Below are 22,288 nucleotides of genomic sequence, written 5' to 3'. Positions count from 1 at the left end.
CACGCCTATCCGCGCGTCAGTTCGCGGACAAAATCGATCAGCCCGGTCTGGCGGCGGCGTGACATCCGTTCGGCGGCCAGGATCTGCTGCACTTTGCCAAAACAGGTTTCGACATCGTCGTTGACAACGACATAGTCATAGCCATCCCAATGGCTGATTTCGGCCTGCGCACGGGCCATGCGCGCGGCAATCACCTCTGCACTGTCGGTACCGCGCCCTTCCAGCCGGCGGCGCAGTTCATCCAGGCTGGGGGGCAGGATGAACACGCGGACCACGTCGGCCTCGGCCTTTTGGTGCAGCTGCTGCGTGCCCTGCCAGTCGATATCGAACAGATAGTCGCGGCCAAGCTTTAACCCGGAACGGATCTGGCCCTTGGGCGTGCCATAACAATTGCCGAACACCCGCGCCCATTCGTAAAATTCACCGGCCTCAACCATCGCGTCGAACGCGTGTTGTGTAATGAAATGGTAATCGCGGCCATCGACTTCGCCGGCACGAATCGGGCGGGTGGTGGCCGATACCGACAGGCCAAGGTCGGGTTCGGCCAGCAGCAGTTTGCGCGCGATGGTGGTTTTGCCGGCGCCCGATGGCGACGACAGGATGAACATCAGCCCGCGCCGGTGCAGCGAATCGTGGGCAGCGGGGGATTGCGGGGTGCCTTCGGTCATCGGATCAGTCCGGCTTGTCCGATGATGGCGCGGGTTTGGCCGCTGTGGCTTCGGCCGCTGCCGCGGCCTTCGCCCGGCGCCGGTCGCGCAAAGTCTTGGCGATCAGCCCGCCGGTTACCAGAATGGCACCCGGCACCGACCGGCGCGCGACTTGCGTCAGGATCGTGCCGACCACCATTTCGGCAACGGTACTGCCGCGAAACGACCGCGCCTGTTTGACCGGCCTGCCGCCCAACAGCCCGTGTTCGACCCCGCGCTGCAACAGGTTCTGCCCTGCGCGCAGCACGGCATCGGCCATTACCATCCCCAAAATCGGGGGTATCACCGGCGCCGGATTGTCATCGGGGGCCGCGGTATTGGGGGTCTTGCCCGGTTTTTTGCGAAATATTGCCATGCACGGTGCCTTTTGCCGGTTGGCCGCCCGAAGCAATCTATTTCTTGCGCCCGAAATCGATGGTGACCACGTTCGACCCGTCATCGGCGACCGCGGCCGGAGTTTCGGGGCTGTCGTTTTCGGCGTTGTCGGGAATGTCATCGTCCAGATCGTGCGCGGCCTGGAACTGCAGCCCGAAATCGACCGCCGGATCGACAAACGCGGTGATCGCGCTGAACGGCACCACCAGCGTGGTCGGCACCTGGTTGAACGACAGTCCGACGCTGAACCCGCTGTCGGTAACCTTCAGATCCCAGAACTTGTTCTGCAGGACGATGGTCATTTCGTCGGGAAACCGTTCCTTCAGCCGCACCGGGATCGATACTGCCGGCGCGCCGGTCTTGAACGTAATATAGAAATGGTGGTTGCCGGGCAGCACGCCGCCACCTGCCTCAACCTGGCCCAGCACACGGCCGACGACCGCGCGCAGCGCCTCCTGCACGATTTCGTCATAGGGGATCAGGCTGTCAGGGGCGTCGGTCATGGCCACGAAATGACGCCGCCAGGGCCAAGGGTCAAGCACCGATTGCAGATATTCGCCATACTGCGCAGACGGGTTACCCCATTACACACCCGATTGATTTGCCGGTTCCTTTGCCTATAGGCGTTACCCCATGCGCACCGCCACCATCGCCCGCACCACCGCCGAAACCGATATTGCCGTCACGGTCAACCTTGACGGTACCGGCCGCTATGACGTGTCGACCGGGATCGGCTTTCTCGATCACATGATTGAACAGTTCAGCCGGCATTCGCTGATCGATGTGGCTTTGCGCGTGCGCGGCGATCTGCACGTGGATCAGCACCACACCACCGAAGACAGCGCGATCGCGCTGGGGCAGGCGATCCACCAGGCGCTGGGCGACAAAAAAGGCATCGCCCGCTATGGCGACGTGCATGCCCCGATGGATGAGGCGCTGGCCCGCGTGGCGCTGGATATTTCGGGCCGCCCGGTGCTGGTCTGGCAGGCCGCGTTCACGCAGCCGCGGCTGGGCGAAATGGATACCGAACTGTTCGAACACTGGTTTGCCTCGCTGGCGCAGGCGGCGGGCATCACGCTGCACATTGCCAACCTGTATGGCAGCAACAACCACCATATTATCGAAGGCATCTTCAAGGGCGTGGCCCGCGCCATGCGCGCCGCCGTGGCGATCGACCCGCGCAAGGGCGATGCCGTACCATCGACCAAGGGTCAGCTGGGTGGCTGAGGTTACCGCGCTGATCGATTATGGCGCGGGCAATCTGCGGTCAGTGGCCAATGCTCTGCGCGCGGCCGGCGCAGAGGGCGTGGTGGTTACCGCCGATCCCACCGTGGTGCGCGCCGCTGATCGCATCGTGCTGCCTGGCGTCGGCGCCTTTCGCGCCTGTATACAGGCTTTGCGCGGGGTTCCCGGGCTGGTTGAGGCGATGACCGAACGGGTCCAGGTCGGTGCCGCGCCGTTTCTGGGCATCTGTGTCGGCATGCAATTGCTGGCCACGCGCGGGATCGAATTCGGCACCACCGACGGGCTCGACTGGATTGGCGGCGAAGTGCGGCAGATCCCGGTGACCGATTCCGCGATCAAGGTGCCGCACATGGGCTGGAACGATGTCGCGCCGCACCGCAACGCCCTGATCGAGCCGGGTGAGGCCTATTTTCTGCATTCCTATCACTTTGTGCCCGATGCCGGCGCCGATATCGCGGCGATGACCGACCACGGCGGCGGGCTGGTGGCGGCGGTCGCGCGCGACACCGTGCTGGGGGTGCAGTTCCATCCCGAAAAGAGCCAGCAGTACGGCCTGTCGCTGCTGGCGCGTTTCCTCGCGTGGAAGCCTTGATCGTGCCACCCACCACCCCCGCACCCCCGGCCCAGCCGCCCACAGGGTACCTTCAATGGGCGGCTGGGCCGGGGGTGCGGGGTGGTGGGTGGCGCTTTTCACTCTGTGCAACGAAAGCCTGAATCATGATCGTTTTTCCCGCCATTGATCTCAAGGGCGGCCAGGTTGTCCGGCTGGCAGAGGGCGATATGGCCCGCGCCACCGTCTATGGCGATGATCCGGCGCACCAGGCACGCCTGTTTGCGCAGGCCGGCAGCCAGCATTTGCACGTGGTCGATCTGGATGGTGCGTTTGCGGGTGAGGCGCGCAACCGTGCGGCGGTTGAAGGCATTCTTGAAGCCTTTCCGGGGCATGTCCAGCTTGGCGGCGGCATCCGCAACAGTGTTGCGGTCGATGGCTGGTTTGATCTGGGCGTGTCGCGCGTGGTGATCGGCACCGCCGCGCTCAATGATCCGCAATTTGTGCGCGATATGGCGGGCGCCTATCCGGGCGGCATTGTCGTGGCGGTCGATGCGCGCGACGGTATGGTCGCCACGCACGGTTGGGCCGAAGTGTCGGACGTGGCGGTCGCCGACATGGCGCGCCGGTTCGAAGACGCCGGGGTCGCCGCGATCCTGTTTACCGATGTGGGCCGCGACGGCCTGCTGAAGGGCTGCAATATCGAAGCCACGCTTGACCTGGCCCGGGCAACGCGCCTGCCGGTCATCGCCAGCGGCGGCGTGAAGGGGCTCGACGATATCCGCATGCTGAAAATCCACGAGGTTGACGGTATCGAAGGGGTGATTACCGGCCGCGCGCTGTATGACGGGCGGCTGGATCTGGGCGCCGCCATCGCCATCGCCGAAAAGGCCTGATTGCAACGCCATGACCGTCCGCATCCGCGTTATCCCCTGTCTTGATGTCGCCAATGGCCGCGTGGTCAAGGGCGTGAACTTTGTCGATCTGCGCGATGCCGGCGATCCGGTCGAACAGGCGCGCGCCTATGATGCGGCCGGCGCGGACGAGCTGTGTTTCCTGGATATTTCCGCCACCCACGAAGGGCGCGGTACCTTGCTCGATGTCGTCGCGCGCACTGCCGAGGTATGCTTCATGCCGCTGACAGTGGGCGGCGGGGTGCGCACTGTGGCCGATGCGCGCGCGCTGCTGCTGGCCGGCGCGGACAAAGTCGCGGTCAATTCCGCCGCGGTCGCACGCCCAGAACTGGTGCGCGACATTGCCGAAAAATTCGGAGCACAATGCGTGGTCGGGTCGGTCGATGCGCGGCGCACCGGGGCAGGGCGCTGGGAAATCTTTACCCATGGCGGGCGCCAGTCCACTGGCATCGATGCGCTGGCCCATGCCGTGCGGCTGGCCGAACTGGGCGCGGGCGAATTGCTGGTCACATCAATGGATGGTGACGGCACGAAAGGTGGCTATGATCTGGAACTGACGCGGATGATCGCCGATGCGGTGCCGGTGCCGGTGATCGCCAGCGGCGGGGTCGGCACGCTGGATCACCTGGTCGCCGGCGTCATCCATGGGCATGCCAGCGCAGTGCTGGCGGCATCGATCTTTCATTTCGGCACCCATGCGATCGCCGACGCGCATGCTGCACTGCGCGCAGCCGGATTGCCCGCGCGCGGCTAAGTGGCGTTAACGGGAGTCCGCCTGTGCGTATCCTTTCGGGACGACGCGTTAAGCTTCCTTTGCGAATCATTCCTTTGCGCCTATGGGGCGGCATGACCTTGCGCCCTTCATCATGGCTGGCTGCCTTGTTCGCGCTTGCGGGATCGCCGCTGCTGGCCAATCCGGTTGCGGGCGGCGGAACCGCGGTGGATGAACCCGCCGCAATCGCGCTGCTGGCGCTGGGTGTGGCCGGGCTGATGATCGGCCGGCACGTGGCCAAGCACCGGGATTAAGAGCACAAACCCCGGCCGGATTGGGCTTGACGCAACAATGCGCGCCCTTCATGGCGCGTGTCCATGGACCATGCCGCTATCCTTTCCCGGCTTGAACAGGTGATCGCCGCCCGGCGTGGGGGTGATCCCGATGCCAGCTATGTCGCGCGGCTGCACGCCAAAGGGCTGGGCAAGATCGCGCAGAAGGTGGGCGAAGAGGCGACCGAAACGGTGATTGCCGCGCTGACCGGCGACGCGGCCGAACTGACCGGCGAAGCGGCGGATCTGCTATTCCACCTGCTGGTGCTGCTGGGCGCGCGCGACGTGCCGATCGGCGCGGTGCTGGCCGAACTGGCCCGGCGTGAAGGCATGTCGGGGATCGATGAAAAAGCCAGCAGGAGCGCGTGATCATGGCGGTTGATGCAACGCAGGCCTATGACGATCAGAACGTGTTTGCCAAAATCCTGCGCGGCGAAATCCCCGCGCGCAAGGTTTATGAAGACGACTGGGCGCTGGCGTTTCACGACATCAACCCGCAGGCGCCGACGCACATCCTGGTCATTCCCAAGGGCGCCTATGTCAGCTGGGACGATTTTTCGCACCACGCCGGCGATGCCGAAATTGCCGGTTTTGTCCGCGCGGTGGGGCAGGTCGCGCGCAGCGCCGGGCTGGTCGCGCCGGGCTATCGCCTGCTGGCCAACACCGGCACCGACAGCCACCAGGAAGTGCCGCATCTGCATGTGCATATATTTGCCGGTCGCCCGCTGGGACCGATGCTGGCGCGCTGATCTTTTTTCGCAATTGCACACGTCTTGGTTAAGGCAAGCTTGCCCTGACTTGCCCCGACCGGCTAGTAAGTGATGATGCACGCCCCCCTTCCGCCTGGCGGCTGTTTCGACGGCACGCGGCACCTGTTTGCGGTGCGGGTCTATTTTGAAGATACCGATCTGTCGGGCGTGGTCTATCACGCCAATTATTTGCGCTGGTTCGAACGCGCGCGGTCGGACATGCTGCGTTCAGCCGGGATCGACCAGCGCGGTGCGCATGATGCCGGAAACGGGGCCTATGCGGTGACCGACATGACCTTGCGCTATATTGCCCCCGCACGGCTGGATGATGCGGTGCTGCTGGTCAGCCGGGTGATCGCGGTCACGCCCGCCACCTGCCGGTTGGCGCAAGAGGCGTGGCGCGATGATCAGCTGTTGTGTACCGCCACGTTGCGCGTCGCATTTGTCGCCCCCACCGGCCGACCGCGCCGGCAACCGCCCGCGTGGGTCGATGCCTTTCGTGCGCTGATCGACGCTGACTTGTCCCCGATCCCATCCGACCAAGGACCGAACACTTGACCATGCTGCTTCCCCTGCTTGCCGCCGGCGCGATCGGTGCGCCGATCCGGCTCAATCCCGTAGAATTGTTCCTGCACGCCGACGTGGTGGTAGAGGCAGTGATGGGCGGGCTGTTGCTGGCATCGGTGTGGGTGTGGATGATCATCATCGGCTTTGTCGTGAAAATGGGCATGATCACGCGCGCCTGCCGCAAATATGAAGAGGCGTTCTGGACCGCGCGCGATATCGACGCTTTTCAAAAGGAACAGGGCAAGCGCGACATCCCGACCGCGCGCGTGGTCGCCGCTGCACTGGCCGAATGGCGGCGGTCGACCGCGGGCAAGACCATCGACCGCGATGGCACGCGGCAACGGCTGGCGACCGCGATGGACGGCGCGGTAACGGAGGAAACCGACCGGTTGGCGGCCCGGCTGAACTTTCTGGCAACGGTGGGCACGGTCGCGCCGTTTGTCGGCCTGTTCGGCACAGTCTGGGGCGTGATGGACAGTTTTTTCCGCATCGGCGCGTTGCAGAATTCATCGCTGGCGGTGGTCGCGCCGGGAATTTCCGAGGCGCTGTTTGCGACCGCGATCGGCCTGGCCGCGGCGATCCCGGCGGTGGTTGCCTACAACCGCTTTTCGCACCGGGTGAACGGGTTTGAATCCGGGCTGTTCCGCTTTGCCGACCGCTTTCACGCCACGCTCAGCCGCGAACTGGAACAATAGGTGGCCATGGCCACAGCATCGGGGCGCGGCGGGCGCCGGCGGCGCGGGCGGGGCCGGGCCGCGCCGATGTCGGATATGAACGTAACCCCGCTGGTCGATGTCATGCTGGTGCTGCTGATCATTTTCATGGTCACCGCGCCGATGCTGACCGCCGGGGTGCCGATCGATCTGCCCGACAGCAAAGCCGAAGCGCTGAAAGAGGAACCGCACGCGATCACCATCAGCATGGACGGCGCCGGGCGGGTGTTCCTGGACAATGAGGAACTTGCGCCTGGTGAGATGGGCGACCGCCTGGCATCGGTGGTGCGCGATGCCGGGGCCACACTGCCGGTGGTAACCTTGCGCGCCGATCAGCATCTGGATTACGGCAAAGTGATCGCGGTGATGGGCGAACTGAACGCGGCCGGGTTCAAATCGATTTCGCTGGTCACCAACGGTTCAGTAGAAGCGCCATAGGGCCGCCGGCGATGGATCACGCTCCGCCATCCGGGTTTTCGCGCGAAGACGGGCTGGGCCTGTTTGTCGCGGTGGCCGCGCATGCCGCGGTGATCGTGGCGCTGACGCTGTCGCCACTGGGCCGTCATCCGGAACCGCCGCCGCAACGCATGGTGGTATCGTTTGCGCCCGCCATCGCCGACCAGTCCGCATCGCCCAAGCCCGATGCGCAAGTCCAGCCCGATCTGGCGCCCACGCTGGGGGAACCGCCGCCGGCCGACAAGCCCGAGCCGGTGGCGCCGCCCGTGCCCGAACCGGTGGTTGTGCCCAAACCCGTGCCAAAGCCGGCGCCGGTGCCCAAACCGGTGCCAGCGCCCGTGCCAAAGCAGGTGCCAAAGCCCGTGCCAGTGCCAAAGCCTGTACCCAAACCGGTGCCCAAGCCATTGCCCAAGCCCGAGACAAAGCCCGAGGTGAAGCCCACCCCCAAGGCAGCGGCCAAACCGGTTGCAAAGCCTGCGGGCGGGGAGCCCCACGCGCATCCGGCGCCCGCCAGACCGACCGGTGGCAGCAAGATCGACGACAAATTCCTGGCCGGTATCGCCGGGGCGACCAGCCCGGGCACCGACAAGGTTTCTCCCGGTGACAAAGTCGCGCAAATATCCGCCGCAGATGTGCGCAGCGCGATTTCAAAACAGATCAAGCCGCATTGGGCGGTCCCGCAGGGGGCGGACGCGGAAAAACTGGTGACGGTGATCACCTTTGTGCTGAACCCGGATGGCAATCTTGCGGAACAGCCTGAATTGTCATCGCAAACCGGCGTCAACGATGCCAATCGTGCACAGGCACAGCGCCATATCGAACTGGCGATAAAGGCTATCCGGCAGGCTACACCTTTCAAACTGCCGGCGCAGGTCTATAACCAGTATCGTAAATTTCAGTTCCGTTTCGATCGCACGACATCGCAATAGGATAGGGCCGAATCATGACATTCTCTGACCAGCCCGTTTTCACAGATCGGCATATGCCGCCCGCCGCCATCGCCCCTCCCCTCAGGGAAGGGGTTGGGGAGGGGTGTCCGACGCGCGAATTGTCGCGCATCACATCGGCGTCGCACACCCCCACCCAACCCTCCCCCTGCAGGGGGAGGGCCAAGCCGGGATTTGCGGTCGCGTGGCTGGCTGTGACCTTGGCCACGCTGATCGCACCACCGCTCGCCTTTGCGCAAGCACAGCCAGCACCCGCCGCTTCCGCCCCGGCGCAGGAACAGGAGGTCTTGACCGGGTCGGTCACCGACGACAGCGCGTGGCGCGATCTGGGCATTGCCATCCCGACATTTCCCACCAACCAGCCGGTGGCGACCAGCGCCGAGGGCGGCAATACCGAGGCGCTGGGCCGCAATCTGGCGCGCGTGGTCTATGGCGATTTGAAAAACAACGGGCTGTTCAAACCCACCGGGCCCGATGCGCTGCCCGGGATCGGCTATGCCGAAGTCGCCGCGCCGGCGTTTGCCGGCTGGCGCGCGCGATCGGCCGAAATGCTGGTGCAGGGGTTTGTAAAGGGCGGCGCCGATGGCCGGCTGACGGTTGGCTGCTATTTGTATGACGTCGCGCTGGGGCAGGAACTGATGCGCCAGGGCTATGTCGTCAAACCCGAAGAATGGCGCCGCGCCGCCCACAAATGTGCCGATATGGTCTATGCGCGGCTGTCGGGGGAAAGCCCGTTCTTTGATTCCAAAATCGCCTATATCGCCGAAACCGGGCCCAAGGATCATCGCCGCAAACAATTGGCGATCATGGATTCGGATGGCGCCAACCACCGCTTTGTTACCAATGGCCAGGCCACCGCGCTGACTCCGCGCTATTCACCCGATTACCGCCAGATCGCCTATCTCAGCTATGTTGACGGGCGCCCGCGCATCTATGTCTATGATGTCGGCACCGGCCAACAGCGGCTGGTGACCATTGCCAAAGGGCCGACGTTTGCCCCGCGCTGGTCGCCCGATGGCAAATACATCCTCTATTCGATGGCGCTGGCCGGCAATACCGACATCTATCGCGTGCCCGCCACCGGCGGCGAATCGGTGCGGCTGACCAATGTGCCGGGGATCAACGTCGGCGGCAGCTATTCACCCGATGGCCGCAAGATCGTGTTTGAAAGCGATCGTTCGGGCACCCAGCAGGTGTACCAGATGAATGCCGACGGCACCGGACAACGCCGCATCAGCTTTTTCGGTGGTCGCGCGGCCACCCCGGAATGGAGCCCGCGCGGTGATCAGATCGCGTTTACCTGTATCTGCGGCAATCTGCGCATCGCGGTGATGGACCCCGATGGCCACAATTTGCATTATCTGACCGACAGTTGGCAGGATGAGGCACCGACCTGGTCGCCCAACGGCCGGATCATCCAGTTTTTCCGGACCGAGCGCAACAGCGGCCGCACCGGCATCTGGCAGGTCGATCTGACCGGGCGCAACGAACGCCGGTTGAAAACCCCGGTCGATGCGTCTGATCCGTCATGGGGCCCGGTACTGCCGTAATATTGTGCGATGCAGTAATTTTCACGCTTTCCATTTGAAATTCACCCCGGACCAATGCACTTTACCGGTACCGTCCTAAGGAGCTGACCTTATGCCCCGCCACCGCCTTATTGTCCGCGCCGCCACTGTGTCGCTGCTTGCCGCCAGCATGGGCCTTGCCGGCTGTGCCAGCACTCCCAAGGAATTGCCGCCGCAGCCGGTTGCCGCCAGCACCACCACGCGCGAAGCCCCGCCGCTGCCGCCGCAGCCGCAGCCGATCGGCCCGGTGCCCGGCAGCCAGGCCGATTTCCTGGCCTCGGTAATTTCCGACACCGTGCATTTCGAAACCGACAAGTACATCATCGATGGTGAAAGCCAGGGTATCCTGCGCAGCCAGGCACAATGGCTGGCGCGTTATCCCAACCGGTCGGTCACTATCGAAGGCCACTGCGACGAACGCGGCACGCGCGAATACAACCTGGCGCTGGGCGAACGCCGCGCCAATGCGGCCAAGAACTATCTGGTTGGGCTGGGCGTCGATGCCGGCCGGGTCAGCACCGTCAGCTATGGCAAAGAACGCCCGGTGGCGCTCGGGTCGGATGAGGCGGCCTGGGCTCGCAACCGCCGTGCGGTGACGATTACCATTAACTAACCGGATTTGCGGCGGGGCGTGCGCATTTTATCCCATGCGCACGCTCGCACGCTTGACCTTTGCCCCCGGCATGGGCTTGGGTTCATGACATGACGCGCGCAACACGAACGAATGATTGGGGATTCCCGCGCTGGCGTGGCTATGGCACCGGGCGTGATGCAAAGCCGTTGCGGATGTGCGACCGTTCCGGTTGTGGTGAGCCGGGCAATTGCCCTGCGCCAAAATCCCCCAATTCGCCCGAACGCTGGTATTTCTGCACCACGCACGCGGCCGAATACAACGCCGGGTGGAACTATTTCGAAGGGCTGGACAAGGAAGAGGCGGCGCAGCGCGAACACGCCGAACGCGACCAGACCTCTGGCTATCGCCAGTCGGGCTGGGCCGAATGGGGCGGGTCGGGCGATGGCAGCCGCAGCCGCGATGAAATGCGCGCGCTCGAAGTGCTGGAACTGGACACCGACGCCGATTTTGACGCCGTGCGCAAGGCGTGGCGCACCCGCGCCAAGCTGGTCCACCCCGATGTGCGCCCTGGCGACGCCGCCGCGGCAACCGAATTCCAGCGCCTGCAACTGGCCTATGAAGTCCTGCGTGCCGCCGAAGAGCGCCGCAGCTGGAAGGGTTTTCAGACGGAGGCCTGACGATGATCGAGCCGGGAAGCGGGCCGGGCAAGACAGTGCGTGCAGCGGGAGCGGGGCGGATCGTCACGTTGGCGTTGTGTATCGCGGCATTGATGGTGCTGTGGCAGGCGCTGCCCCGCATCGATGCCTGGCTGGCCGGCACCGGCGCAACCGGCCCCCGCACCGTTACGCCGCGCGGCGACCTTGCCAGCGACGAACAGGCAACGATCCGCCTGTTTGAAAACGCGCGCGGATCGGTGGTGTCGATTTCCACGTCTCAACTGGTGGAGGATGTCTGGTCACAGAATGTCTATGCCGTGCCGCGCGGCACCGGATCGGGGATCATATGGGATGATGCTGGCCATGTGCTGACCAATTTTCACGTGATTCAGGGCGCGTCAGAGGCGACCATCCGGCTGGCGGATGGTCGCAAATTTCGCGCCAGCCTGGTCGGCACCAGCCCCGATCACGATATCGCGGTGCTGAAAATCGGGGTCGCGTTCCGCCGCCCGCCACCGATCCCGATCGGCACCAGTCGTGATCTGAAAGTGGGGCAAAAGGTGTTTGCCATCGGCAATCCGTTCGGGCTGGACTGGACACTGACCAGCGGGATCGTGTCGGCGCTGGACCGGTCGTTGCGTGGCGAAAATGGCGGTGAGGGGGGTAGTGGCGGCGCAGTGCAGCACCTGATCCAGACCGATGCGGCGATCAATCCGGGCAATTCGGGCGGGCCGCTGCTTGATTCAAGCGGACGGCTGATCGGCATGAACACATCGATCTACAGCCCGTCGGGCGCGTCGGCGGGGATTGGCTTTGCCGTGCCGGTCGACACCATCATGGACACGGTATCGCAGATCATCGCCGCGAATTAACCGGGCTGATGGCCGGCGATGGCTGCGTCGAGCAGGCGTTCCACCCGTGCCGCATCGGGAAACCCTTCGGCGATCCAGCGATCCTCTACCGCGCGCAGCAGCCGCGCGACATCGGGCCCGACCTTGATCCCGCGCGCGACAATCGCGCCGCCCTTCAGTGGAAACGCTGGCGCGGTCCAGTCTGCCAATGGCGCGCACGATGCGCCGGCCAGCAACAGGCGGTCGGTGGCCTCGGTCATGCCCAGGCGATAGGCCAGCGCGCGCGCATCGCCGGGTTCACCCTCACGCCCCGCTGCCAGGCTTAGCCGTTTGCGTTGCGCCAGCGACAGCCGCAGCCGCGCCGCGACCGCTTCGGCCAATGCCGGATCGGCGGGCAGCAGCGCAGACAAGCGCCGCAGCGGATCGGGCCCCTGGCCTTCGCGCAGCTCGGCCGCGATCAGCCGGGGCAGGGCGGTCGGGTCCACCGCTTCGGGCAGGATCTGCGCCAGCACGCCCAGCTCTGTCATCCGCGCCACGGTCGGGGCGGGATCGGGATGGGCCAGCAGTCGCATCAATTCCCACCCCACGCGTTCGCGCGACAGGCCTTTCAGCCCCGGCGCCAGCACGGCGCAGGCCGCCTCGGCCACGGGATCGGCGGGCAGCGCGCCATAGCGGGCCTGGAACCGGAAATAGCGCAGGATGCGAAGGTAATCTTCGCGGATGCGCGCCTCTGCATCGCCGATAAACCGCACGCGGCGTGATACGAGATCGCCGCGCCCGTCAAAGAAATCGGTAATCGCCAGGGTACGCGGGTCGGCATACATCGCGTTGATGGTGAAATCCCGCCGCGCGGCATCCTCGTGCCAGTCGCTGGAAAACGCGACCGTGGCATGGCGGCCATCGGTTGAAACATCGCGGCGAAGCGTGGTGATTTCCACCGGCCCGCCAGGCGTGACCGCGGTTACCGTGCCATGCGCCAGCCCGGTCGGTACCACGCGGATGCCGCCGGCCTTCAGCCGCGCCATGACCACATCGGGCAACAGGCTGGTGGCCATGTCAAAATCCTTTACCGCCACCCCCGCCAGCGTGTCGCGCACCGCCCCGCCAACCCAGCGGCACACGCCTTCGCCTGCGGGGTCCAGCACGTCGACCAGTGCGGCCAGATCGGCACGCCGGGTCCATTCGGCCAAAGGCAGGATCGTCGGCAGCGCGGTCATCCCGCGTTGCTGCTGTGCCAGGCGATGCGATGCGCCAGATTGGCAATGATCCCGCCGGTCACGCCCCAGATGCGATGCCCCGACCACAGGATTTCGATATATTCGCCGGCGTTCCCCCGCCATTCGGCCTGCTGGCGCGTCTGGTTGGCGGCATCCAGAATGTACCCGAACGGGGGTTCGAACCATTGCGCCACTTCGCCCGGATTGGGGGTGATCGCGATATCGCCCGGCACCACCGCCAGCACCGGGGTGACGTCATAGCCGGTGCCGGTGCGGAACAGGTCGGTTGCGCCCACCACGCGTACTTGCGCGGGATCGATGCCCAGTTCTTCGTGTGCTTCGCGCAGCGCCGCCTCGATCGGGGTTTCGCCCGCGTCGATCTTGCCGCCGGGAAACGCGGCCTGCCCGGGATGCGCGCGCATGGTGGTCGGGCGCTGGATCATCAGCACCCCGGGGCCATCGGGATGGCCAGGCCGGTCGGTGACCGCCACCAGCACCGCCGCGGGCCTGATCGCCATGCCAGGCGGGGATCGCCAGTCGCGCCACGGCGGAATACTGTCCTGCGCGTGGCCATGCGCATGCAGATGCGCCAACCGGTCGAACAGCGCGTCGGTCATGCGGTCTGCGCCGCCGGGATCAGCGCGAACCGTTCACCCCCGCTGACCACCTGCAGCGCATCGGGCGCCGACCGGGTCAGCGCGTGATCGATCAATTGCGCATAAGTGCTGCGGTTCAACCGCGCCTCTGTACCGTGGCGCACACCGAGATAAAACGCGGGCACATCGGGCGTGCCCGCGACGCGCAAGGTATGGTCTGGCCCCGCCAGCACGATGTCATCGGTGTTAAGCCGGAACGCCAGCACGTCTGCGCCGGTATCGTCGTGGCGCAGCGACATGTCGGTGGCCACGAACGCCGCATCATCGACCGCGATCGTCAGTTTTTCAAACGGCGTGACCAGATAGTGCTGGCCGGTGTCATCGCGCGTGAGCAGCGCGGAAAACGCGCGCACCATCGCCGGGCGCGAAATCACCCCGCCATCGTGAAACCACCGGCCATCGGCGGCAATCCGCATCAGGCTGTCGCCGGTCTGCGCGGGCGTCCACTGGTCCACCGCCGGCAGCCGTCGCGCGGCGACCGCCTGGGCCAGTTCGGCCAGGCTGAGTGACGCAAGATCGGGCGGGGGTTCATAGGGCATGCCGAATGCCCTGCCAGATCAGATCACCGTCGCCAAGGGCCCAGCATGCCCTGTTGGGGCAAGATCAGCGGATTGGCGGTGCGGCACAGCAGGCGGTGCGGTTCGAACGGCCCCGGCAATTGCCAGCCACCGGTGTGCGTGTTGGCAAATCCGAAAAACCGGCCGTAATAATCGGGATCGCCGATCATCACCTGTGGCAGTGGCGCGCGCGGGTCGATCGCGGTCAGCGCCGCGTGCACCAGCGCCTGGCCATAGCCCAGCCCCTGTTGCGCGGGCAGCACCGCCACCGGGCCGACCATGATCATCGGATGCGCGCGGCCCTCGGGATCGGTCAGCGCGACCGGCCAGCACTGAATTGTGCCCGCCAGCATGTCTTCGCCATCGACCACCGCAAACGACAGACCGGGCAGCCATTCCATCCCTTCGCGCACTTTATAGGCAGTGCGCTGGTGCCGCGCCGGTTCGAACGCCGCATCGAGCAGCGTTTCCACCAGCGCGGGATCGACATCGGCAAGCGGAATGATCGTGGACAAGGGTGCGGGACTTTCCGGAACAGTGAACTGGTTGGCGGCGGTAGCGGTGAAGCCCGCACACCGCAACCATATCAGCTTTCGGCAAAGGCAAACGGTGCCGCGACCCGCCGGTAATCGTCGGGCAGGATTTCGCGGCCCAGTGGCGGTTCGGCGCGGGCGGTGCATTCGGCGCGGTTGCACAGCCGGCAGGTCATGCCGATCGGGGTGGTTGCCGGTGGCGTTTGCGGCGCCTGTGCATAGATCAGCCGGTCGGCATGTTCGGCGGCGCAGACCAGCGCGATCGCGCGCATGGCGCTGGGGCGGTCATAGGCCCCACCGCCGCTGGTGACCGTGCGCACGACCGAAAAAAACCGCTGTCCATCGGGCAGTTCCAGCCATTGCGTCAGGATTTCGCCGGGAAAGCGGAATGCGGTGTGCAATGTCCATAGCGGGCATCCGCCACCATGCGCGGCAAACGGAAAGCCCGCACCATCCAGCCGTTTTGAGACATTGCCGGCGGCATCGACGCGGATGAAAAAGAACGGCACGGCAGATTGCCCGCTGCGCCCCAGCGTGGTCAGCCGGTGGGCCGCCTGTTCAAACCCGACGCCAAACAGCCCGGCCAGCGCGGTAATGTCATAGCGCCGCGCCTCTGCCGCGCGGGCAAACCGGTCATAGGGCATGATCATCGCCGCCGCGCCATAGCCGGCCAGCGCGCGCCGCACCAATTCCGCTGCGGTATGGCTGACAAAGCTTTGGCCGCGCACCAGATCGGCGATCTGTGCGCGCAGCGCGGTATAGGTGATGTGCAGCGCGATCTGCCATTGCCGCGCGCTGGCCGTCAGCGTGTCGTCGATCAGCAATTGTTCGCCATGCCGGTCATAGCGCCGCAGTGCGCCCATCATCACCTCACCCGGCAAAAACCGCACGCGCACGCCCTGCTGGCGCAACCAGTCGATCTGCCCGCCGGCGCGGGCGATGTCATCGGCCAGTGTCTCTGCCGCGCTGTCGAGCAGGGGGAAATGGTTGCGCGATTGCGCCAGAAAGCGCCGCGCATCGCCCACCGCATCGGCCGCCGGATCACCCCCGCCGCCGCCTTCGCGCAGGCCGGCCAGCGCCTGCTGTTCACGCGCATAGGCGGTGTGCAACCGCAACATCGCCTCTGCCACGCCGGGAAAGCTGGTGGCGATATCGGCCACTTCCAGCGTGGTCAGGTCGATTTCGGCAAAGATCGGGTCCTTCAGCATCACGGTCAGCCGATGCGCGTAATCATCGCGCTCGTCCGCGGCCAGTTCGCTCATGTCCAGCTTGTAGGTGCGCGCCAGCCGCAGCAGCAGGTCTGCCGTCAATGGCCGCTGGTTGCGTTCGATCAGCGCGACGTAGCTGGGGGAAACCGCCAGGTCATCGGCCATTGCCGCCTGGGTCAGCCCCAGTTCGCGGCGCAGGCGTTTGATGCGCGGGCCAAGATAGAGCGGGCGGGCATCGGCCATCGGGTGGTCTCCAGCGTCATTGTTTTACCGCGATTTCCGGGCCGCCGGATGATGCCATCCGGCTTGAAATCGCTGAGGGGTCCAGAACTGCACAACTGTACAAGCATTTTTTGTAAAGTTTGACAACAAGACTTCGCGGGGACTCCCGCACTGCCGTGGCGCGGCCTAGGTGCGGTGCAGCAGCAGCCGGGTAAGCCCGCGTTGCGCTTGGCTATCAGGACGTGATCACAATGACATATTCGCAGACCATCACCGACGCACGCGCCGCCATCGGTTCTTTCGGACAGAACTGGGACGGCATCCAGCCCGAATCCGCCGCACGCATGCGGCTGCAGAACCGGTTCCGCACCGGGCTGGACATCGCCCGTTACACCGCAAAGATCATGCGCGCCGACATGGCCGCCTATGACGCGGATACGGCGAAATACACGCAGTCGCTGGGGTGCTGGCACGGCTTTATCGGCCAGCAGAAGATGATCGCGATCAAGAAGCATTTCGGCACCACCAAGGGCCGGTACCTGTATCTGTCGGGCTGGATGGTCGCCGCGCTGCGCAGCGAATTCGGCCCGCTGCCGGATCAGTCGATGCACGAAAAGACCAGCGTGCCCGCGCTGATCGAGGAACTGTACACGTTCCTGCGGCAGGCCGATGCGCGCGAACTGGGCGGGTTGTTCCGTGAACTCGATGCGGCGAAGGCGGCCGGCGACGCGGTCAACACCCACCGCCTGCTGCACAAGATCGACGATTATCAGACGCATATCGTGCCGATCGTCGCCGATATCGACGCCGGGTTCGGCAATGCCGAGGCGACGTATCTGCTGGCCAAGAAATTCATCGAAGCCGGCGCCTGCTGCATCCAGATCGAAAACCAGGTTTCCGATGAAAAGCAGTGCGGCCACCAGGATGGCAAAGTCACCGTGCCGCACGAAGACTTTCTCGCGAAAATCCGCGCGGTGCGGTATGCGTTTCTGGAACTGGGCGTTGATGATGGCGTGATCGTGGCGCGCACCGACTCGCTCGGCGCCGGCCTGACCAAGCAGATCGCGGTCACCCACACCCCAGGTGACATCGGCGACCAGTACAACAGCTTCCTCGATTGCGATGAAGTCGATCCCGCCAATGTGGGCCACGGTGACGTGCTGATCAGCCGCGATGGCAAGCTGATGCGGCCCAAGCGGCTGGCGTCAAACCTGTTCCAGTTCCGCCCTGGCACCGGTGAAGACCGCGTCGTGCTCGATTGCATCAACAGCCTGCAGAACGGTGCGGACCTGTTGTGGATCGAAACCGAAAAGCCGCACATCGGCCAGATCGCCGGCATGGTGAACCGCATCCGCGCGGTCGTGCCGCATGCCAAGCTGGTCTACAACAATTCGCCCAGCTTCAACTGGACGCTCAACTTCCGCCAGCAGGTTTATGATGCGTGGGCGGCCGAAGGGCACAACATGGCCAACTATGACCGGTCGCGGCTGATGAGCGTGGATTATGACACCACCGATCTGGGGATCGAGGCCGATCTGCGCATCCGCACCTTCCAGCGCGATTCAGCGCGTGAAGCCGGTATTTTCCACCACCTGATTACGCTGCCGACCTACCACACCGCGGCGCTGAGCACCGACAACCTGGCCAAGGGCTATTTCGGCGAAGCCGGCATGCTGGCCTATGTCGAAGGCGTGCAGCGCCGCGAAATCCGCGAAGGCCTGGCGTGTGTGCGCCACCAGAACATGGCCGGATCGGACGTGGGCGATGACCACAAGGAATACTTCGCCGGTGACGCCGCGCTGAAGGCCGGCGGCGCCCACAACACCATGAACCAGTTCGCAGCCTAACAAGCAGGAGAGAAAACCATGGCCGAACCCCAACGCGCCCGCGCCGTCCTGTCTACCGAGGATTTCAAACTGATCCGCGAAGCCGTGCTGCATTATATCAAGCACATCGAAGACACGCCGGAATCGGTAAAGTTCTCAAACCTCTATCACCGCCTGGGCAGCGCGCTCGGCCGGTAACAACACAACCAAGGTTCCTGGGGAGGAAGGAAGACCCCGCAGTGCCAGACGGTGCTGCGGGGTCTTTTTTGGCGAACGCCGCACACCGGGCGGCGTTCAGAGTCATGTGGCTTTGATCACTGGTTGGCGGAGGAGGCAAGGTCAATGGCAGGTCGATGCCAATGCGGCCGAGGCCCGTCAGTTTTGCGCAGGTTTCAGCACCCCCGCGACATCGGCCAGGTTGCCGTCATTGGGCAGTGGCGCGATGCCAAGCACTTTGGCCATCAGCGGATAGACATCGACATTGGGAAATGCCGCCACGGTGGCACGGGCGCGGAATGCCGGCCCATTGGCGATGAACAGCGCGCCCATGGCGGGATCGTGGATGTCATAACCATGCGCGCCCTTTTCGCCGCCGGGGTGGAATGCCTGCGCGCGGGTGCGTTCGTCGCGCGTCATCGCCAACCAGCCGGTGGCGACCTGGCACATGACATTGGGCACGCGTGCATTGGTGCCGTAATGCAGGTCGGCGGGCATCGCCGCCTTGTCCCAGCAGTGCATATGCGGTTGGTTGGCCAGCAATCGCCCACGCGCAGCCTTGCCTGCGCGGGTGTGCGGGATGGCCACGCCCACCACAGTGCCATCGAACACCACGCTGACCGCGCCAAGGTCGGTCACATCATCCAGCACCACCAGATTGTCGGCGCCCACCGCGGCCATGCCGTGATCGGCGACAATCATCAGGTTGGCCGCCAGCCCCCGCGCATTCAGCCCCGCCACCAGCCGCGTGACCGCACCATCGACCGCGGTGATCGCCGCATTCACCTGCGGCGAATCCGGGCCGAAATTGTGCCCGGCACTGTCAACCGCTTCAAAATACAACAGCGCCAGCCGCGGGCGCTGGTCCACCGGCAGGTCCAGCCAGCCCAGCACGGTATCGACTCGGTCAAACGCTGCGATCTTGCGATCATAGTCCTGAAACAGGCCGGGGCGCGTGCCCTGGTGCGCGACGGCCACCCCGGGCCAGAACATCACCCCGGTGTGCAGCCCGGCGCGTTCGGCGGTGACCCAGATCGGCGTGTTCTGCGCCCACCATGCATCCTCCTTGCTGGCCATCGAAAAAGCACCGGGCATCACCGCATCGCGGAAACTGTTGTTCACGATGCCATGATGATCGGGATAGAGCCCGGTCACCAGCGTGGTGTGATTGGGAAACGTGACCGAGGGAAACGCCGGGATCATGGCATCGGCACGCACGCCGCTGGCGGCCAGCGCCGACAACATCGGGCTGACCCCGCGATCCAGATAATCGGCGCGGAAACCGTCGATCGACACCAGGATCAGTGGCGCCGGATCGGCGTTGTGCGATGCCGCCGGGTCGGCGTGCGCCGGCGCGGCGATCATAAGCAGCAGCAACACAGCCGCACGCACCACATTCGCCATATCGCTCCCCCTCGATCCGTGTTCGCGAACGAATGCTACGCGGGTGCGGTTGCATCGACAAGTCGGGCCGGCAGGGCAGGTGGGCGCCGACCAAGCCATACTTGTGTGGCTATCAGTTTTTCTGGGATGCAAAACCCAATCGAAATGATAGAGATTAATGTGTCGGACCAGCGATGATCCCTCTCCCCGTCGCTGGCCCGGCAGCCTCTCCAGTGGTTTTGACAAAAAGGGACTATGTTCAATGGCACGCAAACCTGTTGTTCCGTTGGGTCATCACGGGTTGGAACGCCCGGTGCCGCGCCTGCCGCACCCATCATGGCGGCGGGCGGTGGCAGGTGGCGATGGTCACGGCCACCCGCCGCTGACCGCCGATGATTTCTGGACCCGACTGGGCGCCTGAGCGCGGGGGAAATGATGAAGACCGCGCTGATCATTCGCCACGTGCCCCGTGAGGGCGTGGCCGGCTATCGCGCTCCGATCGAGGCTGCGGGCTATCAAGTCGATCGCATCGATGTGTGCGACCCCGATTTTTCCCGTGCCGATCTGGTCGCGCCCGATCTGGTGATCATGATGGGCGGGCCGATGGGGGTTTACGAACAGGCACAACACCCGTGGATCGCCTGCCAGATGCGGCGGCTGGCACGGCGGCTGGCGGCAGACCGCCCCACGCTCGGCGTGTGTTTCGGCGCGCAGATGATCGCCGCTGCGCTGGGTTCACGGGTCTATCCCGGCGGCACCCGCGAAATCGGCTTTCACCCGGTTACCGTGCACGATCCCGACAGCCCGTTGCGGCATGTGGTGGATGTGCCGGTGCTGCATTGGCACGGCGATACCTTTGATCTGCCCGCCGGCACGCAGTTGCTGGCGTCCAGCGCGGCCTATCCGCACCAGGCGTTCCGGCGCGGGCGCAATCTGCTGGCGCTGCAATTTCACGGCGAAATGGACGAAGACCCGCGGTTTGAACAATGGCTTGAACAGGGCCCGCACGACATTGCCGCCGCCGGCCACACCCCGTGCACCTTGCGCGCGGCGCATGAAACGCATGGGCCTCGCGCGGTAACCGCCGCCCGCGCGATGATTGCGGAATGGCTTACCGGGTTAGCTTAACGCATCGCGCCAACGCGCCATGCGGTCGAGCGCGTCGTGCAACATCGCTGCCGGTTTGGCATGGCACAGGCGCAGGATGTGGCGCGGGGCATCGTCGCCTTCCCACAATGCCGACAGCGGGATGCTGGCAACGCCGGCCTCTGCCACCAGCCGTTCGGCCACCGTCCGGTCGTCCAGGCCGATGCCACTGGCGGCCAGATCGATGCAGGTGAACCAGGTCGCCGCCGCGGGCAGCACGGCAAACCCGCGCGACGCCAGCCCGGCGTTGAGCACATTGCGCGTTGCCGCCCAATCCGCCACTTGCGCCGCGATCAGGCCGGGATCACCCAGCCCTTCGGCCACGGCCCATTGCAACATCGGCGGGGTGGTAAAGGTCAGGAACTGGTGCGCCTTGGCCAGCACTGCGGCCATTGCGGGCGCGGCGATCATCCAGCCGACTTTCCACCCCGTCGCGCCAAAGATCTTGCCGGCGGACCCGATCTTTACCGTGCGCGCGGCCATACCCGGTTCGTTCAGCAGCGAGGCATGGGTCTGCCCGTCAAAGCGCACGGTTTCCCACACCTCGTCACAGATCACCAGCAGGTCGTGCGTGGTGGCAATCGCCGCCAGCATCGCGCGGGTGGCGGCATCCATCACCGTGCCGGTGGGGTTGAGCGGATCGTTGATGATCATGGCGCGCGTGGCCGGGCCGATCGCGGCCAAAATCGTCGCGCGGTCATAATGCCAGTGCGGCGGACGCAGCGGCACCAGCACCGGCACCCCGCCGACCCGGCGCACCAGCGGGGCATAGGCATCATAGGCGGGCTGAAACAGCAGCACTTCATCACCCGGACTGACCACCGCCAGCACGGCGGCGGCAATTGCCTCGGTCGCGCCAGAGGTCACGATGACCTGTTCGCGCGCCAGGTCAAGGTCCTGGTAGTGGCGATAGAATGTGGCGACCGCATCGCGCAGTTCGGGAATGCCGGCCATCGGCGGGTAATGCTGTGACCGTTCGGCCATGGCGCGCGTCACCGCCGCCGACAGCGCGGCCGGCGGTGGCGAATCGGGAAAGCCCTGGCCCAGATTGATCGCGCCATGCGACCGGGCCAGCCCCGACATGTGTTCAAAGATGGTGGTGGGCAGGGCGGTATAGACCGGGTTGAGCGCGTGCATGGTGTCAAACTGGCGGATTGGCGGGCGCGGCGCAACGGCGGATTTGTGACATAACCTGTCACCGGCATTGTAACATTTGCGCGGCAACCGCGCGGTCGCGATTCCTGCCCGGGCTGTCGCTTTGCCGTGATTGGTGTCAGCCGTTCATCGTCAATTCAGCATGGCTTTGCGCCGACCTAAATTGTTGCCGAAGCCTGTCGCGGCGCTCGGTAAACATACGCATGCATTGGGTTTCTGTGACTGACGGTCGCGATTTTCTGGTGGTGATGCA

The 22,288-nt window shown here is 65.1% G+C and carries 29 protein-coding genes; 19 read left to right on the top strand and 10 right to left on the bottom strand.

What is annotated here, in order from left to right; all coding sequences use genetic code 11:
* Nucleotides 1–5: 5 nt before the first annotated feature.
* The 3 genes from gmk to ABWP89_RS07705 are packed head-to-tail and all read right to left on the bottom strand — an operon-like array spanning nucleotide 6 to nucleotide 1,585.
* On the bottom strand, nucleotides 6–668 hold the full coding sequence (gene gmk, locus ABWP89_RS07715) for a guanylate kinase (RefSeq protein ID WP_353228375.1): 663 nt from the start codon (nucleotides 666–668) through the stop codon (nucleotides 6–8).
* Between the two features lie 4 nt (nucleotides 669–672).
* Nucleotides 673–1,062 (bottom strand): hypothetical protein, encoded by a 390-nt coding sequence (locus ABWP89_RS07710; protein WP_353228373.1) that lies wholly within the window; start codon nucleotides 1,060–1,062, stop codon nucleotides 673–675.
* A 37-nt stretch (nucleotides 1,063–1,099) separates the two neighbouring features.
* A complete protein-coding gene (locus ABWP89_RS07705) occupies nucleotides 1,100–1,585 on the bottom strand; it encodes an SspB family protein (RefSeq protein ID WP_353228372.1) in 486 nt (161 codons plus the stop codon).
* A 130-nt stretch (nucleotides 1,586–1,715) separates the two neighbouring features.
* On the opposite strand from ABWP89_RS07705, the gene hisB reads away from it, so the two are divergent.
* From hisB to ABWP89_RS07630, 15 genes are all read left to right on the top strand, one after another.
* Nucleotides 1,716–2,309: an imidazoleglycerol-phosphate dehydratase HisB gene (gene hisB, locus ABWP89_RS07700; protein WP_353228371.1), complete on the top strand. Its 594-nt coding sequence runs from the start codon at nucleotides 1,716–1,718 to the stop codon at nucleotides 2,307–2,309.
* On the top strand, nucleotides 2,302–2,919 hold the full coding sequence (hisH, locus tag ABWP89_RS07695) for an imidazole glycerol phosphate synthase subunit HisH (protein WP_353228369.1): 618 nt from the start codon (nucleotides 2,302–2,304) through the stop codon (nucleotides 2,917–2,919). Before hisB ends, hisH begins: the two co-directional genes overlap by 8 nt.
* A gap of 125 nt (nucleotides 2,920–3,044) precedes the next feature.
* On the top strand, nucleotides 3,045–3,773 hold the full coding sequence (gene hisA / locus ABWP89_RS07690; protein ID WP_353228368.1) for a 1-(5-phosphoribosyl)-5-[(5-phosphoribosylamino)methylideneamino]imidazole-4-carboxamide isomerase: 729 nt from the start codon (nucleotides 3,045–3,047) through the stop codon (nucleotides 3,771–3,773).
* Between the two features lie 10 nt (nucleotides 3,774–3,783).
* Entirely contained in the window at nucleotides 3,784–4,545 is a 762-nt protein-coding gene (hisF, locus tag ABWP89_RS07685) for an imidazole glycerol phosphate synthase subunit HisF (RefSeq protein WP_353228366.1), read from the top strand.
* A gap of 92 nt (nucleotides 4,546–4,637) precedes the next feature.
* On the top strand, nucleotides 4,638–4,817 hold the full coding sequence (locus tag ABWP89_RS07680) for a hypothetical protein (protein ID WP_353228365.1): 180 nt from the start codon (nucleotides 4,638–4,640) through the stop codon (nucleotides 4,815–4,817).
* A gap of 63 nt (nucleotides 4,818–4,880) precedes the next feature.
* Complete coding sequence (locus ABWP89_RS07675; RefSeq protein WP_353228363.1) at nucleotides 4,881–5,204, top strand: phosphoribosyl-ATP diphosphatase; 324 nt, start codon at nucleotides 4,881–4,883, stop codon at nucleotides 5,202–5,204.
* 2 nt (nucleotides 5,205–5,206) lie between these two features.
* Nucleotides 5,207–5,584, top strand: a complete 378-nt coding sequence (locus ABWP89_RS07670) for a histidine triad nucleotide-binding protein (protein ID WP_353228361.1) — start codon at nucleotides 5,207–5,209, stop codon at nucleotides 5,582–5,584.
* Between the two features lie 75 nt (nucleotides 5,585–5,659).
* A complete protein-coding gene (locus ABWP89_RS07665) occupies nucleotides 5,660–6,142 on the top strand; it encodes a YbgC/FadM family acyl-CoA thioesterase (protein WP_353228451.1) in 483 nt (160 codons plus the stop codon).
* 2 nt (nucleotides 6,143–6,144) lie between these two features.
* Entirely contained in the window at nucleotides 6,145–6,846 is a 702-nt protein-coding gene (gene tolQ / locus ABWP89_RS07660) for a protein TolQ (protein ID WP_353228449.1), read from the top strand.
* A gap of 6 nt (nucleotides 6,847–6,852) precedes the next feature.
* On the top strand, nucleotides 6,853–7,302 hold the full coding sequence (locus ABWP89_RS07655) for an ExbD/TolR family protein (RefSeq protein ID WP_502915262.1): 450 nt from the start codon (nucleotides 6,853–6,855) through the stop codon (nucleotides 7,300–7,302).
* Nucleotides 7,303–7,313: 11 nt separating this feature from the next.
* Nucleotides 7,314–8,249, top strand: a complete 936-nt coding sequence (tolA, locus tag ABWP89_RS07650; protein ID WP_353228359.1) for a cell envelope integrity protein TolA — start codon at nucleotides 7,314–7,316, stop codon at nucleotides 8,247–8,249.
* A gap of 206 nt (nucleotides 8,250–8,455) precedes the next feature.
* Nucleotides 8,456–9,817: a Tol-Pal system beta propeller repeat protein TolB gene (gene tolB, locus ABWP89_RS07645; protein ID WP_502915261.1), complete on the top strand. Its 1,362-nt coding sequence runs from the start codon at nucleotides 8,456–8,458 to the stop codon at nucleotides 9,815–9,817.
* Nucleotides 9,818–9,908: 91 nt separating this feature from the next.
* Nucleotides 9,909–10,448: a peptidoglycan-associated lipoprotein Pal gene (gene pal, locus ABWP89_RS07640; protein ID WP_353228356.1), complete on the top strand. Its 540-nt coding sequence runs from the start codon at nucleotides 9,909–9,911 to the stop codon at nucleotides 10,446–10,448.
* An 89-nt stretch (nucleotides 10,449–10,537) separates the two neighbouring features.
* Complete coding sequence (locus tag ABWP89_RS07635; RefSeq protein WP_353228355.1) at nucleotides 10,538–11,086, top strand: J domain-containing protein; 549 nt, start codon at nucleotides 10,538–10,540, stop codon at nucleotides 11,084–11,086.
* Nucleotides 11,087–11,088: 2 nt separating this feature from the next.
* Entirely contained in the window at nucleotides 11,089–11,937 is an 849-nt protein-coding gene (locus tag ABWP89_RS07630) for a S1C family serine protease (RefSeq protein WP_502915259.1), read from the top strand.
* Here the strand turns inward: ABWP89_RS07630 and ABWP89_RS07625 are convergent.
* The 5 genes from ABWP89_RS07625 to ABWP89_RS07605 form a co-directional block, all read right to left on the bottom strand.
* On the bottom strand, nucleotides 11,934–13,133 hold the full coding sequence (locus ABWP89_RS07625; RefSeq protein ID WP_353228354.1) for a CCA tRNA nucleotidyltransferase: 1,200 nt from the start codon (nucleotides 13,131–13,133) through the stop codon (nucleotides 11,934–11,936). The two genes, ABWP89_RS07630 and ABWP89_RS07625, sit on opposite strands and share 4 nt — an antisense overlap.
* A complete protein-coding gene (locus tag ABWP89_RS07620) occupies nucleotides 13,130–13,750 on the bottom strand; it encodes an NUDIX hydrolase (protein WP_353228352.1) in 621 nt (206 codons plus the stop codon). The genes ABWP89_RS07625 and ABWP89_RS07620 overlap by 4 nt, the downstream gene beginning before the upstream one ends.
* Nucleotides 13,747–14,328: a DUF1285 domain-containing protein gene (locus ABWP89_RS07615; protein WP_353228351.1), complete on the bottom strand. Its 582-nt coding sequence runs from the start codon at nucleotides 14,326–14,328 to the stop codon at nucleotides 13,747–13,749. Before ABWP89_RS07615 ends, ABWP89_RS07620 begins: the two co-directional genes overlap by 4 nt.
* Before the next feature lie 23 nt (nucleotides 14,329–14,351).
* On the bottom strand, nucleotides 14,352–14,861 hold the full coding sequence (locus ABWP89_RS07610) for a GNAT family N-acetyltransferase (protein ID WP_353228350.1): 510 nt from the start codon (nucleotides 14,859–14,861) through the stop codon (nucleotides 14,352–14,354).
* A 71-nt stretch (nucleotides 14,862–14,932) separates the two neighbouring features.
* A complete protein-coding gene (locus ABWP89_RS07605; RefSeq protein ID WP_353228349.1) occupies nucleotides 14,933–16,330 on the bottom strand; it encodes a helix-turn-helix domain-containing protein in 1,398 nt (465 codons plus the stop codon).
* Between the two features lie 230 nt (nucleotides 16,331–16,560).
* Between ABWP89_RS07605 and ABWP89_RS07600 the strand changes: the two genes are divergently transcribed.
* Together ABWP89_RS07600 and ABWP89_RS07595 are read left to right on the top strand one after the other, a co-directional pair.
* The gene (locus ABWP89_RS07600; protein WP_353228347.1) at nucleotides 16,561–18,156 is read left to right on the top strand and encodes an isocitrate lyase; all 1,596 of its coding nucleotides are present in this window, start codon (nucleotides 16,561–16,563) and stop codon (nucleotides 18,154–18,156) included.
* A gap of 18 nt (nucleotides 18,157–18,174) precedes the next feature.
* Entirely contained in the window at nucleotides 18,175–18,333 is a 159-nt protein-coding gene (locus ABWP89_RS07595) for a hypothetical protein (RefSeq protein WP_353228346.1), read from the top strand.
* A gap of 177 nt (nucleotides 18,334–18,510) precedes the next feature.
* Here the strand turns inward: ABWP89_RS07595 and ABWP89_RS07590 are convergent, their stop codons facing one another.
* Nucleotides 18,511–19,755 carry an alkaline phosphatase family protein gene (locus ABWP89_RS07590; RefSeq protein ID WP_353228344.1) on the bottom strand — a complete coding sequence of 415 codons (1,245 nt, stop codon included), beginning with the start codon at nucleotides 19,753–19,755 and terminating at the stop codon, nucleotides 18,511–18,513.
* A gap of 241 nt (nucleotides 19,756–19,996) precedes the next feature.
* On the opposite strand from ABWP89_RS07590, the gene ABWP89_RS07585 reads away from it, so the two are divergent.
* Nucleotides 19,997–20,155 (top strand): hypothetical protein, encoded by a 159-nt coding sequence (locus ABWP89_RS07585; protein WP_353228342.1) that lies wholly within the window; start codon nucleotides 19,997–19,999, stop codon nucleotides 20,153–20,155.
* A 14-nt stretch (nucleotides 20,156–20,169) separates the two neighbouring features.
* The gene (locus ABWP89_RS07580) at nucleotides 20,170–20,862 is read left to right on the top strand and encodes a glutamine amidotransferase (RefSeq protein ID WP_353228341.1); all 693 of its coding nucleotides are present in this window, start codon (nucleotides 20,170–20,172) and stop codon (nucleotides 20,860–20,862) included.
* On the opposite strand, the gene ABWP89_RS07575 is transcribed toward ABWP89_RS07580, so the two are convergent.
* Nucleotides 20,854–22,017: an aminotransferase gene (locus ABWP89_RS07575; RefSeq protein WP_353228340.1), complete on the bottom strand. Its 1,164-nt coding sequence runs from the start codon at nucleotides 22,015–22,017 to the stop codon at nucleotides 20,854–20,856. The genes ABWP89_RS07580 and ABWP89_RS07575 overlap by 9 nt on opposite strands.
* Nucleotides 22,018–22,288 lie beyond the last annotated feature (271 nt).

This window comes from Novosphingobium sp. (assembly GCF_040398825.1).
GTDB lineage: Bacteria > Pseudomonadota > Alphaproteobacteria > Sphingomonadales > Sphingomonadaceae > Novosphingobium.
The sequence above is the reverse complement of the archived record's forward strand: the minus strand, read 5'-3'. Positions and strand labels throughout refer to the sequence as shown.

Bases quoted from the DNA above. Each gene is read 5' to 3' on its own strand.
- gmk (WP_353228375.1), bottom strand. From the start codon at position 668: ATGACCGAAGGCACCCCGCAATCCCCCGCTGCCCACGATTCGCTGCAC.
- ABWP89_RS07710 (WP_353228373.1), bottom strand. From the start codon at position 1,062: ATGGCAATATTTCGCAAAAAACCGGGCAAGACCCCCAATACCGCGGCC.
- ABWP89_RS07705 (WP_353228372.1), bottom strand. From the start codon at position 1,585: ATGACCGACGCCCCTGACAGCCTGATCCCCTATGACGAAATCGTGCAG.
- hisB (WP_353228371.1), top strand. From the start codon at position 1,716: ATGCGCACCGCCACCATCGCCCGCACCACCGCCGAAACCGATATTGCC.
- hisA (WP_353228368.1), top strand. From the start codon at position 3,045: ATGATCGTTTTTCCCGCCATTGATCTCAAGGGCGGCCAGGTTGTCCGG.
- hisF (WP_353228366.1), top strand. From the start codon at position 3,784: ATGACCGTCCGCATCCGCGTTATCCCCTGTCTTGATGTCGCCAATGGC.
- ABWP89_RS07680 (WP_353228365.1), top strand. From the start codon at position 4,638: ATGACCTTGCGCCCTTCATCATGGCTGGCTGCCTTGTTCGCGCTTGCG.
- ABWP89_RS07675 (WP_353228363.1), top strand. From the start codon at position 4,881: ATGGACCATGCCGCTATCCTTTCCCGGCTTGAACAGGTGATCGCCGCC.
- ABWP89_RS07670 (WP_353228361.1), top strand. From the start codon at position 5,207: ATGGCGGTTGATGCAACGCAGGCCTATGACGATCAGAACGTGTTTGCC.
- ABWP89_RS07665 (WP_353228451.1), top strand. From the start codon at position 5,660: ATGCACGCCCCCCTTCCGCCTGGCGGCTGTTTCGACGGCACGCGGCAC.
- tolQ (WP_353228449.1), top strand. From the start codon at position 6,145: ATGCTGCTTCCCCTGCTTGCCGCCGGCGCGATCGGTGCGCCGATCCGG.
- ABWP89_RS07655 (WP_502915262.1), top strand. From the start codon at position 6,853: ATGGCCACAGCATCGGGGCGCGGCGGGCGCCGGCGGCGCGGGCGGGGC.
- tolA (WP_353228359.1), top strand. From the start codon at position 7,314: ATGGATCACGCTCCGCCATCCGGGTTTTCGCGCGAAGACGGGCTGGGC.
- pal (WP_353228356.1), top strand. From the start codon at position 9,909: ATGCCCCGCCACCGCCTTATTGTCCGCGCCGCCACTGTGTCGCTGCTT.
- ABWP89_RS07635 (WP_353228355.1), top strand. From the start codon at position 10,538: ATGACGCGCGCAACACGAACGAATGATTGGGGATTCCCGCGCTGGCGT.
- ABWP89_RS07630 (WP_502915259.1), top strand. From the start codon at position 11,089: ATGATCGAGCCGGGAAGCGGGCCGGGCAAGACAGTGCGTGCAGCGGGA.
- ABWP89_RS07625 (WP_353228354.1), bottom strand. From the start codon at position 13,133: ATGACCGCGCTGCCGACGATCCTGCCTTTGGCCGAATGGACCCGGCGT.
- ABWP89_RS07620 (WP_353228352.1), bottom strand. From the start codon at position 13,750: ATGACCGACGCGCTGTTCGACCGGTTGGCGCATCTGCATGCGCATGGC.
- ABWP89_RS07615 (WP_353228351.1), bottom strand. From the start codon at position 14,328: ATGCCCTATGAACCCCCGCCCGATCTTGCGTCACTCAGCCTGGCCGAA.
- ABWP89_RS07605 (WP_353228349.1), bottom strand. From the start codon at position 16,330: ATGGCCGATGCCCGCCCGCTCTATCTTGGCCCGCGCATCAAACGCCTG.
- ABWP89_RS07600 (WP_353228347.1), top strand. From the start codon at position 16,561: ATGACATATTCGCAGACCATCACCGACGCACGCGCCGCCATCGGTTCT.
- ABWP89_RS07595 (WP_353228346.1), top strand. From the start codon at position 18,175: ATGGCCGAACCCCAACGCGCCCGCGCCGTCCTGTCTACCGAGGATTTC.
- ABWP89_RS07590 (WP_353228344.1), bottom strand. From the start codon at position 19,755: ATGGCGAATGTGGTGCGTGCGGCTGTGTTGCTGCTGCTTATGATCGCC.
- ABWP89_RS07585 (WP_353228342.1), top strand. From the start codon at position 19,997: ATGGCACGCAAACCTGTTGTTCCGTTGGGTCATCACGGGTTGGAACGC.
- ABWP89_RS07580 (WP_353228341.1), top strand. From the start codon at position 20,170: ATGAAGACCGCGCTGATCATTCGCCACGTGCCCCGTGAGGGCGTGGCC.
- ABWP89_RS07575 (WP_353228340.1), bottom strand. From the start codon at position 22,017: ATGCACGCGCTCAACCCGGTCTATACCGCCCTGCCCACCACCATCTTT.